This is a genomic window from Amycolatopsis sp. CB00013, from assembly GCF_001905755.1.
GTDB lineage: Bacteria > Actinomycetota > Actinomycetes > Mycobacteriales > Pseudonocardiaceae > Amycolatopsis > Amycolatopsis japonica.
Map to the genome: position 1 here is coordinate 1,977,072 of NZ_LIWC01000001.1, position 12,772 is coordinate 1,989,843.

Sequence of the window (12,772 nt, forward strand, 5' to 3'; positions counted from 1 at the left end):
CGGGCTACGGTTGGGCCGTGCCCGGTCCGATCCAGTCCATCGAGCGCGCCGCCGCGATCCTGCGGTTGCTGGCGCGCGGTTCAGGCCGTCTCGGGGTCGGCGAGATCGCCGATTCCCTCGAACTCGCCAAGGGAACGGCGCACGGGATCCTCCGTACCCTGCAAGGGGTCGGCTTTGTCGAACAAGACCGCGACACCGGGAAATACCAACTGGGCGCGGCGCTCCTGCACCTCGGCACGAGCTACCTCGACGTCAACGAACTCCGCTCCCGCGCGATCAACTGGGCCGACGCGCTGGCCGCGCGCAGCGGTGAGGCCGTCCGCATCGGCGCGCCGCTGGAGGGCCGGGTCCTGGTGGTGCACCACGTGTTCCGGCCCGACGACAGCCTGCAGACGCTCGACGTCGGCACGCTTCTGCCGTTGCACGCGACGGCGCTCGGGAAAGTCCTTCTGGCCTACGACACCGGTCTCGTGGCATCGTTGCGCACCGGCGGACCGGAGGCCTACACCCGCCGGACCCTGGTCACCCAGACCGCGATCAAACGCGCCTGCGGCAAGGTGCGCGAGGTGGGCTGGGCGAGCGAGAACGGCGAGATGATCACCGGCGAGGCCGGGATAGCCGCGCCGATCCGCGGCCACGGCGGCATCGTGGTCGGGGCGATCGGGGTCTCCGGCGCGGCGGAACGGATCTGTGAAGCCGACGGCAGCCCGATCCCGCGGCTGCTCGGCCACGTGCGCGACGCGGCACGGGCGGTCTCCCGCGATCTCGGCGCGTCCCGATGGTGATGGAGGTGCTCGCGTGGTCCAGCGCTACGTGATGTCGATCGACCAGGGCACCACTTCGACACGGTGCATCCTGTTCGACGCGCGCGGCAGGCTGGTGTCGGTCGCGCAGCGCGAACATCAGCAGCATTTCCCGCGGCCGGGCTGGGTCGAGCACGACGCGACGGAGATCTGGCGCAACGTCGGCCGGATCGTGCCGCAGGCGCTGGCCGACGCAGGCATCGATGCCGGGCAGGTGGTCGGCCTCGGCATCGCGAACCAGCGCGAGACGACGGTGCTGTGGGACCGGCACACCGGCAACCCGGTCGGGCGGGCGATCGTCTGGCAGGACACCCGCACCGACGCGATGCTCGAACACCTCGCCCGCGAGCCGGGCGCCGATCGTGTCCGGCGGCTGTGCGGGCTGCCGCTGGCCACGTACTTCTCCGCGCCGCGGATCCGGTGGATGCTCGAACGGACCCCTGGCCTGCGGGAACGCGCCGAACGCGGCGACGTCCTGTTCGGGACGGTGGAGAGCTGGCTGATCTGGAACCTGACCGGCGGCCCCGAGGGCGGCGTCCACGTCACCGACGTCACCAACGCCTCGCGCACCATGCTGATGAACCTGCGCACGCTGTCGTGGGACGACGAACTGCTGGAGTTCTTCGACGTCCCGCGCGCGATGCTGCCGGAGATCCGCCCGTCGACCGAGGTGTACGGGACGACGTCGCGGGTGGTCCCTGGCATCCGGATCGCGGCGGCGCTCGGCGATCAGCAGGCGGCGCTGTTCGGCCAGACCTGCTTCGCGCCCGGCGAGGCGAAGTGCACGTACGGAACCGGCAGCTTCCTGCTGCTCAACACCGGTCCGACGCCGGTGCTCTCGGCGCACGGCATGCTGACGACCGTCGGCTTCAAGATCGGCGACGAGCCCGCCGTGTACGCGCTCGAAGGGTCGATCGCGGTCACCGGTTCGCTGGTGCAGTGGTTCCGCGACGGGCTCGAACTGATCGGCAGCGCGCCCGAGATCGAGACGCTGGCGCGCACGGTCGAGGACAACGGCGGCTGCTACATCGTGCCCGCCTTCTCCGGCCTGTTCGCGCCGCACTGGCACAGCGAGGCGCGCGGCGTGATCGCCGGGCTGACGTCGTACATCACCAAGGGGCATCTGGCCAGGGCCGTGCTGGAGGCGACGGGCTGGCAGACCCGCGAGGTGGTCGACGCGATGAACGCCGACTCCGGGCTCGCGCTGTCGACGCTCAAGGTGGACGGCGGGATGACCGCCGACAACCTGCTGATGCAGTTCGTCGCCGACGTCCTCGACGTGCCGGTGGTGCGCCCGATGGTCGCCGAGACGGTGTCGCTGGGCGCGGCGTACGCGGCCGGTTTGTCGGTCGGTTACTGGCCGGACCTGGAGGGTCTGCGGCGGAACTGGCATCGCGCCGGGCAGTGGCTGCCGACGATGGACCCCGCCCGCCGCGACAGTGAGTACTCGCACTGGCGTCAGGCCGTGGAGCTGACGTTCGGCTGGATGCGTCCCGGCCCGACGGCCGCTCCCCCGGGCTCCGACCTGGTGGAGGTCGTCCTGGCCGATCACCGCCGGATCGAACAGCTGTTCCGCGACCTCCGCAACGACGAGGCCGACCGTCCGGCGCTGATCGCGGAGCTCTCGGCGTCTCTGGTCGCCCATGCGACCGCGACGGAGCGGATCGTCCGCCCCGATGCGACGGAGAGCGGGCTCGCGGACGAACTGCTGGCCGTGCTGGAGTCCGCCGACTCCGAGAAGGCGTTGGCAGCGCTGGAGAATTCGGTCGACGCGCATATCCGCGCGGAGGAACGCGGGTTGCTGAACGAACTCCGGCGCACACTGTCCACTTCGGATCGCACCGGCCTCGGCCGGGCGTTCGTCGCCGAGCGGCAGCGGCAGCTGGACCTCGGCTGCGGCTCCGCCGCGCACGTCCGCGAGCAAGGTTCTCGGCTGCACCTCTCGTGACGTGCTAGCCTGTCGCCGTGCGCCGCTGGACTCGACTCGTAGTCAAGCGCGCCGGCTGAACCAGGTCGCCGGCGCGCATTCCGGCGACCCCTCGATACGGGGCATCTCCCGGGACCTGGCCCTCCATGGCCTGTACGTTTTCCCGCCTTTGGAGACCACGATGTCGATCACCGCTTTCCAGGTTCCCGCCCCTCGCTCGTCCATGCTGGTCCGTCGCCGGATCGCCACGTACTTCGTCGGCGGCGTCGAACAGATCCCCGGCCTGCTCGAGGCGCTCGGCTGCCTGGTCCACGACCTGTCCGTCGACGTCCGCGACGGCGTCCGGGAAAGCACCATGACCTGCGCCGTCCTGATCGACGCCGCCGAGGTCGAACCCCTGCTGGACCGGCTGCGCGACCTGACCTCCGTCGTCTCGGCCGAACTGGTCTGACCGTCCCGAAACCCGCAACTCACGTGATTGAACGGCGATCTCGCGTGATTGGGAGGCGATCACGATGATCGCCGCCTGATCACGCATGATCGCTGTCCAATCACGTGTGTGCGCCGTCTGATCACGGGTGATCGCCGTTCGGGCACAAAGTCCCCTATGCCCGAAGTCACTTGCACGGTTCCGTGCAGCCGGTCATCCAACGACCATCGGCCCCTTGACTTAGTTAAGAAGCCTTCTTAACTTCGATTTCATGGCCGAAACTCCCCGAAACAGCAGGTCCCAAGCCTATCGTCGGCTCAGCTTGGCCGAGAAACACGACAAGTTCGTCAATCAGTACTCGCGGCGGACCCTGTTCCGGGTGGGTGCGGTGAGCGGCGCGGCACTCGCCGCCGGCGGCGTCCTGCTCCCGGGCGCGGCCGCGGCCTCCCCCGGGCCGATGGTGCTGCTCACCGCCGACAAGGTCGCCGGTTCGGCGCTGCGGCCGTTCGGACGGCACATCGCCTACGGGGCCGACCCGTCCCAGCAGGTCGTCGTCTCCTGGCAGGTGCCGGCGGCGGTGACCGCGCCGTTCATCCGGATCGGCACCGTTCCCGGCGACTTCAGCCCGCCGATCCAGGCCGAGGTCCGGGCGCTGACCAGCCAGATGTCCTGGCAGCACCCGGTCGAGGAGGTCCCGCCGAACAGCCCGAAGTCGATCACCCAGTACTACCTCCACGCCCGGATCGACCGCCTCCTGCCCAACACCACGTACTACTACGTCGTCGGACACGAGGGCTACGACCCCGCCGCCCGGCTCGGCGAGATGGCGAGTTTCCGCACCGCACCCGCCCCGGGCGGCGACGGCACATTCACCTTCACCGCTTTCGGCGACCAGGGTGTCGGCTACAACGCCGTCGCGACCAGCAGTCTGATCGCGGGCCTCGACCCTGCCTTCCACCTCGCCATGGGCGACCTGAGCTACGCGCTCGAAGGCGAGGGCGGGCACCCGGAGGAAGACCAGTACGACGCGCGGCTCTGGGACTCCTTCTTCGTGCAGAACGAACCGGTCACCGCCGGGATCCCGTGGATGATGGCGCTCGGCAACCACGAAATGGAGGGCTGGTACTCCGAGGACGGTTACGGCGGCGTGCGGGCGCGTTTCACCATGCCGGACAACGCCTGGGACGGCTCCACCTGCATCTACTCGTGGCGCTATCAGAACGTCGGCATGATCAGCCTGGACGGCAACGACGTCTGCTACAACAGTCCGTCCAATCTGGACTACACGAAGGGCAAGCAGCTCAAATGGCTCGGGAAGACGCTCGCCGCCTTCCGCGCCGACCCCACGATCGACTTCATCGTCGTCTACTGCCACCAGTGCACGTATTCCACCTGCCATTCCAACGGCGCCGAACTCGGCGCGCAGAAGGACTGGGCACCGTTGTTCGACAAGTACCAGGTCGACCTGGTGCTCAACGGCCACAACCACATCTACGAACGCACCGACCCCATCAGGGCGGGCAAGGCCGTCAAGAAGGTGCCCTCGCGCGGGACCACCAATCCGGTCAAGGACGGGACGACCTACATCACCGCGGGCGGCGGTGGCGGCAGCGTCTCCGAATTCCCGGCGCCCGACACGTACCTCGGCCATGAGACGAGCAACGACTCCCCCGTCCCGATGAAGTACTCGGAACGCGACGGCCAGGACCGCACGAAGAAGGTCACCTGGTCCCGGGTCCGGTTTCGCGGCTACAGCCTGGTCGCGGTCGATGTCGTCGCGGGGACGGGCACCACACCGCCCAAAATGGACGTTCGCGCGATCAGCGCGGACGGCACCCTCGTCGACCAGATCATCGTGCAGCGTTCCTGACCGGCGCCGGTCACCCCGGCGGCCAGACCCCTGGCTCCCCGACCGGGAAAGTGACCTCGGCCGCGTTTTCCACGGCGATCTTGAAAGCGCTTACAAGGAGGTCCGCGAAACAGGCCCGAGGAGCCGCCGAGCCCCCTCCCGTCTGAGCTTTCAGCGCACTCAGCTGTTCACCGGCCAAGGGCGCGACCCGGTCCATGAACTGCCCGAGGAACCGCAGGGCGGCGACGGGAGGGATCCCGGCCACGGCGAGGTCCGTCACCGCGCGCGAAACGGACGGACGCACGACCGCCGGGGCTCCCGTGTCGTCCCTGCCCAGCACGCCGTGGCGTTCCAGGCACCGGGCGACGGCGGGCTGGTCGCGGGCGATGTCCGCCATCGCCGCGTCCAGCCGCTCGGCACGGTCCACTGTGGTCGTTCCGAGCATCGCGGCGATGGAAACCAGGTTGAAGCCCTGTTTCTGCAGCATCGTGATGCGGCGCAGACGCCGCAGATGGGCCGGGCCGTAGTAGGCGGACCTGCCGTGCCGGACCGGCGGGGCGAGCAGACCCCGCGTCTGATGGGCCCGGATATTGCGCGCCGACATGCCGACGATCGTGGAAAGTTCTTCGATCGTGTATCCGGCCGGCCTCGACGAAAAGGGCTTCACGCCGACAGCTTAACCAATGGTCGGATGAGTACACCACAGAGCCGGGGCAATGGCGGCACGCCTGTCAACCGGCTGAATCAGCGAGTTGCCATAAGTTCATCGGTTCCCGGCGACGAACGCAAGGTCAGCGGCCGGTTTACATGGTTTCGTGCCAAGCAATGCCGGATTTGGGGTGTTCCACGACCCCCGGTTACTCCAGTCAGGCGATCTTGATGGGCCGAGGACTTCTTTGCCGTTTAAATGCACCAGAGACATCCGATGTCTCAACTCTGTCGACGCCCGCGGAGCGCCGCTGAACCCGATGGTTGGTCGTCAAAGTTTCAACCTTTTTCCCAGGAGGTTTCCATGTTCTGGAAACGGATCGCGGTCGCGGCCGTGGCCGCGACCGGTTTGGCCACGGCGCTGGTGGTGTCCCATCAGGACACTCCCGCCGCCGCGATAGAGCCCGCCGCGGCGAAAGTGCCCGCGTTCGACCACATCGTCCTCGTGATGTTCGAGAACAAGGACTACAAGGAGATCAGCGGCAGCTCCAAGGCGCCGTACTTCAACAAGCTCGCCTCACAGGGCGCCAAGTTCACCAAGGCGTACGGGACGACGCACCCCAGCCAGCCGAACTACATCGCCCAGTTCGCGGGTTCGACGCACGGTGTCGACAGCAACAAATGCCAGGATCTCGGGAACAAGGAGAACATCGCGTCCCAGCTGGCGGGGATCGGCAAGAAGTTCGTCGGTTACGCGGAAAGCATGCCTTCCGACGGCTACACCGGCTGCACGAAGGGCAATTACGCCCGCAAGCACAACAGCTGGGTCAGCTTCAGCAATGTGCCGTCGTCGGCGAACAAAAGGTTCTCGTCGTTCCCGAGCGACTTCACCAAGCTCCCCCACGTCGCTTTCGTGACCCCGGACCTGTGCAGCGACATGCACGACTGTTCGGTCGACACCGGCGACAAATGGCTGAAGAAGAACCTCGACGCGTACGCGCAGTGGGCCAAGACGCACAACAGCCTGCTGATCGTCAATTTCGACGAGGACAGCGGGACGTCGGTGAACCAGATCTTCACGACGTTCGTCGGCGCCCACGTGAAGCCGGGCAGCTACAGCGAATCCATCAACCACTACTCGATCCTCCGCACGATGGAGGCGTCGTTCGGCCTGCCGGGCATCGGCAACGCGGCCAACAAGGCGCCGATCACCAGCGTGTGGCAGTAACCGGGTGAACCCCGCGGGCGTGTCCACTGTGGACGCGCCCGCGGGCGGAGAAGGGTGGTTCGTCGCGTGTACCTGTCCACGATCGGCCGCCGGGAGCATCCCGGTGGCGTGTCCAAGAAGTCCTTCGCCCTGCTGGGCGGGAACGTCTTCGCCCTGGGCACCGTCAGCCTCGTCACGGACGTCTCCTCGGAGATGGTGACGGCCGTGCTGCCGGTGTACCTGGTGCTCGGGCTGCACCTCGGCCCGGCGGCGTACGGCGTGGTGGACGGCCTCTACACCGGCGCGACCGCGCTGCTGCGCCTGGTGGGTGGCTACGTCGCCGACCGGGTGCGACGGCGCAAGGCGGTCGCCGGGCTGGGCTACGCGATGTCGGCCGTGGCGAAACTGGGGCTCGTGGCCGCGGGGTCGTCGGCGACCGCGATCGGCGTGGTGCTGACCGCGGACCGCACGGGCAAGGGGCTGCGGACCGCGCCCCGCGACGCGCTGATCACCCTGTCGGCCCCCGAACACATGCTGGGCCGCGCGTTCGGCGTGCACCGGGCGATGGACAGTGTCGGCGCGTTCCTCGGCCCGCTCGCCGCGGTCGCGGTACTGGCCGTGGCCGGCTCGGCGACCGGGGTCGAAGGCTTCGACGCGGTGTTCGTGACAAGCTTCTGCATCGCCACCGCCGGAGTGCTGCTGCTGGCGTTGTTCGTCCGCGACCACCGCGCGCCCAAACCGCCGTCCGGCACCGTGTCCCTACGAGCGGCGGCGGGGCTCCTGCGGGGTGCCGGCGTGCGGCGGCTGCTGATCGCCGCGTGCGTCCTCGGCCTGGCCACCATCGGGGACGGCTTCGTCTATCTCCTGATGCAGGACAAGGAGGACATCGCCACCGGCTGGTTCCCGCTGCTGGCCGTCGGGACCAACCTGGGTTACCTGCTTCTGGCCGCGCCACTCGGCGCGCTGGCCGACCGTATCGGCAGGCTGCCGGTGATGCTCGGCGGTTACGGCGCCCTGATCGCCGTCTATCTGCTGCTGCTCAGCCCGCTCACCGGCTGGACGTTGTTCGCGCTCACTCTCGGCCTGTACGGCGTGTTCTACGCCGCGACCGACGGCGTGCTGATGGCGCTTGCCGGACCGTTGCTGCCCGAGGCGTTGCGCACCACCGGTATCGCCATCGTGCAGAGCGGGCAGGCGCTCGCGTACTTCGTCTCGTCCGTCCTTTTCGGACTCTCGTGGCAGTTCTGGGGCGCGACCACGGCGATCACGATCGCCGCTGGAACGGTGCTCGCCGCTGTCGCCGCCACCTTCGTTCTCTTGGTTCCCCGCAGGAAGGCACGACCGTGAACACCCGCACCCGCGTCCTGATCGCCGTCACCGGAGTACTCACGCTGGCCGCGGCCGCCGTGATCTACGTCGGGGTGGCGGGCGCGCGCAACCAGGACACCGCGTCGGCGGGCACCAGCGGCGCCGTCACCCTCGAAGGCGGGCGGTTGCTCTTCCGCAGCACCGCCGACGCCGACCGCGGGCACGTGTCCAGTGTCAGCGCCGCCGACCCCGGCGGCGCACGGGCGGTGTCGACCGTGTCCTGCAGCCGGGTCTACGCGGCGGGCGGCACCGGGATCTGCCTGCGGCCGGAAACCGGGCTCACCACGTATCAGCTGGCCGTGCTCGACAACCGTCTCGCGGTCACGCAGGAGATCCCGCTGGTCGGCCTGCCCAACCGGGCGCGGGTCTCGCCCGACGGCAAGCGGCTGGCGTGGACGGTGTTCGTCACCGGCGATTCGTACAACGGTGGCCGGTTCTCCACCCGCGCCGGCACCCTCGACCTCACCACCGACAACGTCGAGGGCACGCTGGAGGACTTCGCCGTGACCGTGGACGGCAAGCCGTACAAGGCGGCCGACTTCAACTTCTGGGGTGTCACCTTCACCCGGCAGCCGGGCCGGTTCTACGCCACCATGTCGACCGGGTCTCACCGGTACCTCGTCGAAGGCGACTCGACCGCCCGGACCGTGAAGACCTTGCGGGACAACGTCGAATGCCCGTCCCTCTCCCCCGACGAGACCCGCGTGGCCTACAAGGCCGCCATCGACGGCGATCCCGCGAAGGGCTGGCGGGTGTCGGTGCTCGACCTCGCGAGCGGCACCGTGACGCCGCTGTCGGAGACCAGGAACGTCGACGACCAGCCCGCGTGGCTCGACGACCGGACCGTCGCCTACGCCCTTCCCCGCACTCAAGGACACTCCGACGTCTGGGCCGTCTCCGCCGACGGCTCGGGCGCGCCGCGGCTGCTCATCCCGGAGGCCGAGTCGCCCGCCGCGCTGCCCTAGGCTCTCGGCATGAGGGCCGCGCTGCTGATCGTCGACATGCAGGAATTGCTCGTTCCCCTGGTCTGGCGTGGCGAGGAACTGGCGGCCCGGATCGCCGCACTCGCCAGGAAGGCCCGCGAGAACGGTGTCCCGGTGATCGCACTGCGGCAGATCGGCGCTCCCGGCACCGACTTCGACCCCGAGTCGCCGGGCACCCGGGTCAGCGCGCTGCTCGGTCTCGAACCGGTCGACGTGGTGGTCGACAAGACCGCGACGGATTCCTTCTACCGCACCGGACTGGCGGGGTTGCTCGTCGACCGGGCGGTCGACACCGTGGTGCTGACCGGGCTGGCCACCGACTACTGCGTCGACGCGACCGCCCGGTCCGCGCAGAGCCACGGCCTGGACGTCGTGCTGGTCGCCGACGGCCACGCTCCCTCGTCCGACGGCGACCCCACCACCGGGCTGACCGCCGAACAGGTCGTCGCCCGGCACAACCTGCTGCTGAGCACGGCGATCCATCCCGGCGGACGGCTGCGCGTGCTGCCGTCGGCGGAGGTCGAGTTCACCGGCCCGTAGGATCGGCCCGCCATGATCACGAACTTCCTGCTCGACCACTCCGCCCTCGTGCCGGTGGCGATCCTGCTGGTCGCGCTCGTCTGCGCCGTCCTCGGCCATCTGTTCGCGGGCAGGCATCGAGTCCTCTGGACGCTCACGGGAGTGGCGCTGGTACCGGTCGTCGCGCTGACGCTGGTGCCCACCCGGCACACGATCGACGAGATCCTGTGCACGGTCCAGTTCTCCCTGCCCACGCTCGGGTCGGTGGAGCTCCTCGCCAACGTCGCGCTGTTCCTGCCGCCGGTCTACTTCGCCGCGCTGGCGTCCCGACGGCCGGTGACGATGTTCGCGGCAGGCTCGGCGCTGTCCGCGGTGATCGAGGCGCTGCAAGCGTTGGTGCCCGCGATCGGCCGCGCCTGCGACACCAACGACTGGCTGATGAACACCATCGGCGCCCTCCTCGCGGCGGGTATGGCGTGGCTGGTGGGCCGCCGCGCTCAGTCGGGCAGTTCCACGGGCGCGATGTCGTCGTAGACGTCGCCGGGCCCCGGGTTCGCCGGATCCGTCTCGCCGCCGAAGTGGTGCAGGACGCCCCACACGGCGTTGAGCGCCGTCTGCACCGCGCCTTCGGCCCAGCCCGCCGTCCAGGAGACGTCGTCGCCCGCCAGGAAGAGACCGCGGTGGCGCTCCTCCAGCCGGTCCTGCTTGAAGTGGGTGAACAGCCGGTGCTGGTAGCGGTAGTGACCGGGCAGGTTGGCCTTGAACGCGCCCATGAAATGCGGTTCGGCCTCCCAGGACACGGTCACCGGGTCGCCGATGATGTGCCGCCGGACGTCGACGCCCGGGTAGATCTCCTTCAGCGACTGCAGCATCACCTCGACCCGCTCGGACACCGAAAGCGGCAGCCACTTCAGCGAATCGTCGGCCCAGGTGTAGGACAGGCAGATCACCGCGGGCGCGTCCGGATCGTCGCCGAGCAGGTACGTGCCACGCGGCATGCGGTCGGTCAGCGTCATGCTCATCGTGTCGCGCCCGGTCTCCGGGTCCTTGTCCAGCCAGAACGGCCGGTCCACCGGGACGAAGACCTTCGAGGACTCCATGTAGTGCGTGCGCTCGATCGCCGTCCAGTGGTCGATCGGGAACAGCGCCTCGTCGCATTCGATCTTCGACAGCAGCATCCAGCTCTGCGCGGTGAACACCGCCGCCGGATAGGTGCGGATGCGGCCTTCGGTGTCGGTCACGGTGATGTTGTTCGGCGCGGTCCGGTGCAGCCGGGCGACTCCGGGGTTCGGGCTCCCGCCGTGCAGCGAGCTCAAACTCGTTCCGGCGGGCCAGAAGGCGATGTCCTCGGGTGCGTGTTCCCACAGCCGCAACGGAAGCCGCCTGCTGCCGCCGACGATGCTGCGGTGCTCGTCGTCGGCGCCGGTGTAGACCACCCGCAGGATCTCCAGGATGGAGTTCGGGAAGTCGGTGTCCCAGCCGCCGGTGCCGAAGCCGACCTGGCCGAAGATCTCGCGGTCACGGAAGGAGGCGAACGCGGGCGAATCGCAGAGGAAACCGTAGAAGGTCTGGTTGTCCAGCTTCGGGACGAGTTCGTTCCACAGCCGCTTGATCGTCTTCACGTCGCGGTCGCGGATCGCCTTCTGCATCTCGGTGAACGCGGCCTGCTCGGACAGTGTGCTGTCCCACGCGGCCGCGACCTTGCCGAAGACGGCGGGGAGTTCGTCCGCCGTGCGCGCGTAGTGGCTCTCCCCCTTGAGATCGACGACGGTGCTCGGCGTGCCCGGCGCCAGCGGGTTCGGGAACGGCGTGGTCTCCAGGCCGACCTTGTCGATGTAGTGGAACAGCGCGGTCGACGCCGGCGGGAAGCGCATCGCGCCCATCTCCGCGACGACGTCGTCCGGGCAGCCGGGGAAGTTCACCGTGCGCAGGCGGCCGCCGATCTCGGCGATCTCGTACACGACCGGGCGCAGCCCGAGTTTCATCAGTTCGTACGCGGTGACGATGCCCGAGAGGCCGCCGCCGATCACCGCCACCTCGGTGCCGTGCCGCTCGGCCGGAAGGCTGCCGAGCCCGGCGGGGTGCGCGAGGAAATCGTCGTAGGCGAACGGGAAGTCGGGGCCGAACATGGTGATCGGGCGGCCCGCCGGTTCGTCGTGGTGGATCGCGGTCGGGAGGGCGGAGGTCATGCGGAAAGTCCTCGGTACAGATCGGGCCGTCGGTCGGCCAGGTGGGTGTTCTCCAGCCGCGACGCGACGAGCGCGTCACGGGTCACTTCGGCGCTGATCAGCTCCGGGCCGGCGCCCGCCCGGGCGAGCACTTCGCCGGTCGGGGCGACGACGCAGGAGTGGCCGCAGTAGGTCAGTTCCTGTTCGGTGTCACACCGGTTCGCGTACGCGACGTACAGCTGGCTCTCGTAGGCGCGGGCGGGCACCAGCGTGTCCGCGACCAGTTCGTACGGGCTCATCAGCGCGGTGGGCACCACGAGCAGTTCGGTCCCGGCCAGCGCGTGTGCCCGCACCAGCTCGGGGAACTCGACGTCGTAGCAGATCAACAGGCCGATCCGGAGTCCGTCGAGCTCCGCCTGCACGACCGCCTCGGCGCCCGGCTCGAACCAGTCGCGGTCGATGTCGCCGAACAGATGTGTCTTGCGGTAGTTCGCCAGGCGTTGTCCGTCGCGACCGACCAGCTGGACGCTGTTGTACACGCGGCCGCCGTCGGATTCGGGGTATCCGTAGGCCAGTGCGACGCCGGATTCCGTTGCCAGCGCGGACATCCGTGCCGCTGTCGGGCCGTCGGCGGGTTCGGCGAGCTCATGCGACCGGGCGCCGATGTGGTAGCCGGTGGTGATCATCTCGGCGGCGATCACGAGATCGGCGCCCGACGCCTCGACGGCGGACGGCAGCTCGGCGTACGAGCCCTGGTGGACGGCGACCCTCATGCCGCCGACGATATCCGCCGCTCCGATGCGCCGATAAGGGCGAATCGTTGCGCAGAGGATTGGCAAACCAGCGATTCAGTGCGGTACCGCGCAATCC

General features: G+C 69.0%; 12 protein-coding genes. 9 read left to right on the forward strand and 3 right to left on the reverse strand.

Annotated elements, in window-relative coordinates:
- Positions 1 to 17: 17 nt before the first annotated feature.
- The 4 genes from AMK34_RS08830 (at position 18) to AMK34_RS08845 (ending at position 5,030) form a co-directional block, all read left to right on the forward strand.
- Entirely contained in the window at positions 18 to 785 is a 768-nt protein-coding gene (locus AMK34_RS08830; protein ID WP_073844209.1) for an IclR family transcriptional regulator, read from the forward strand.
- 13 nt (positions 786 to 798) lie between these two features.
- Positions 799 to 2,751: a glycerol kinase GlpK gene (glpK, locus tag AMK34_RS08835; protein ID WP_073844211.1), complete on the forward strand. Its 1,953-nt coding sequence runs from the start codon at positions 799 to 801 to the stop codon at positions 2,749 to 2,751.
- A 160-nt stretch (positions 2,752 to 2,911) separates the two neighbouring features.
- Positions 2,912 to 3,181, forward strand: a complete 270-nt coding sequence (locus AMK34_RS08840) for a hypothetical protein (RefSeq protein ID WP_073844213.1) — start codon at positions 2,912 to 2,914, stop codon at positions 3,179 to 3,181.
- Between the two features lie 301 nt (positions 3,182 to 3,482).
- Positions 3,483 to 5,030 (forward strand): purple acid phosphatase family protein, encoded by a 1,548-nt coding sequence (locus AMK34_RS08845; RefSeq protein WP_241832721.1) that lies wholly within the window; start codon positions 3,483 to 3,485, stop codon positions 5,028 to 5,030.
- Positions 5,031 to 5,040: 10 nt separating this feature from the next.
- On the opposite strand, the gene AMK34_RS08850 is transcribed toward AMK34_RS08845, so the two are convergent.
- Positions 5,041 to 5,676 (reverse strand): MerR family transcriptional regulator, encoded by a 636-nt coding sequence (locus AMK34_RS08850; protein ID WP_073844217.1) that lies wholly within the window; start codon positions 5,674 to 5,676, stop codon positions 5,041 to 5,043.
- A gap of 345 nt (positions 5,677 to 6,021) precedes the next feature.
- Here AMK34_RS08850 and AMK34_RS08855 point away from each other — a divergent pair, with 345 nt between their 5' ends.
- From AMK34_RS08855 to AMK34_RS08875, 5 genes are all read left to right on the forward strand, one after another.
- Complete coding sequence (locus tag AMK34_RS08855) at positions 6,022 to 6,885, forward strand: alkaline phosphatase family protein (protein WP_073844219.1); 864 nt, start codon at positions 6,022 to 6,024, stop codon at positions 6,883 to 6,885.
- Between the two features lie 66 nt (positions 6,886 to 6,951).
- Positions 6,952 to 8,211 carry an MFS transporter gene (locus AMK34_RS08860; protein WP_073844221.1) on the forward strand — a complete coding sequence of 420 codons (1,260 nt, stop codon included), beginning with the start codon at positions 6,952 to 6,954 and terminating at the stop codon, positions 8,209 to 8,211.
- A complete protein-coding gene (locus tag AMK34_RS08865) occupies positions 8,208 to 9,197 on the forward strand; it encodes a TolB family protein (protein ID WP_073844223.1) in 990 nt (329 codons plus the stop codon). The genes AMK34_RS08860 and AMK34_RS08865 overlap by 4 nt, the downstream gene beginning before the upstream one ends.
- 9 nt (positions 9,198 to 9,206) lie before the next feature.
- Positions 9,207 to 9,755, forward strand: coding sequence for a cysteine hydrolase family protein (locus AMK34_RS08870; RefSeq protein WP_083649792.1), 549 nt, complete (start codon positions 9,207 to 9,209; stop codon positions 9,753 to 9,755).
- Positions 9,756 to 9,767: 12 nt separating this feature from the next.
- Positions 9,768 to 10,268, forward strand: a complete 501-nt coding sequence (locus AMK34_RS08875; RefSeq protein WP_073844225.1) for a VanZ family protein — start codon at positions 9,768 to 9,770, stop codon at positions 10,266 to 10,268.
- On the opposite strand, the gene AMK34_RS08880 is transcribed toward AMK34_RS08875, so the two are convergent.
- Positions 10,232 to 11,923 (reverse strand): flavin monoamine oxidase family protein, encoded by a 1,692-nt coding sequence (locus AMK34_RS08880; protein ID WP_073844227.1) that lies wholly within the window; start codon positions 11,921 to 11,923, stop codon positions 10,232 to 10,234. The genes AMK34_RS08875 and AMK34_RS08880 overlap by 37 nt on opposite strands.
- A complete protein-coding gene (locus tag AMK34_RS08885) occupies positions 11,920 to 12,675 on the reverse strand; it encodes a carbon-nitrogen hydrolase family protein (RefSeq protein WP_073844229.1) in 756 nt (251 codons plus the stop codon). Before AMK34_RS08885 ends, AMK34_RS08880 begins: the two co-directional genes overlap by 4 nt.
- Positions 12,676 to 12,772 lie beyond the last annotated feature (97 nt).

What these genes read in the sequence shown, in the direction of transcription:
- AMK34_RS08840 (WP_073844213.1), top strand. Translation starts at nt 2,912, where the DNA reads ATGTCGATCACCGCTTTCCAGGTTCCCGCCCCTCGCTCGTCCATGCTG.
- AMK34_RS08880 (WP_073844227.1), bottom strand. Translation starts at nt 11,923, where the DNA reads ATGACCTCCGCCCTCCCGACCGCGATCCACCACGACGAACCGGCGGGC.
- AMK34_RS08875 (WP_073844225.1), top strand. Translation starts at nt 9,768, where the DNA reads ATGATCACGAACTTCCTGCTCGACCACTCCGCCCTCGTGCCGGTGGCG.
- AMK34_RS08855 (WP_073844219.1), top strand. Translation starts at nt 6,022, where the DNA reads ATGTTCTGGAAACGGATCGCGGTCGCGGCCGTGGCCGCGACCGGTTTG.
- AMK34_RS08885 (WP_073844229.1), bottom strand. Translation starts at nt 12,675, where the DNA reads ATGAGGGTCGCCGTCCACCAGGGCTCGTACGCCGAGCTGCCGTCCGCC.
- AMK34_RS08870 (WP_083649792.1), top strand. Translation starts at nt 9,207, where the DNA reads ATGAGGGCCGCGCTGCTGATCGTCGACATGCAGGAATTGCTCGTTCCC.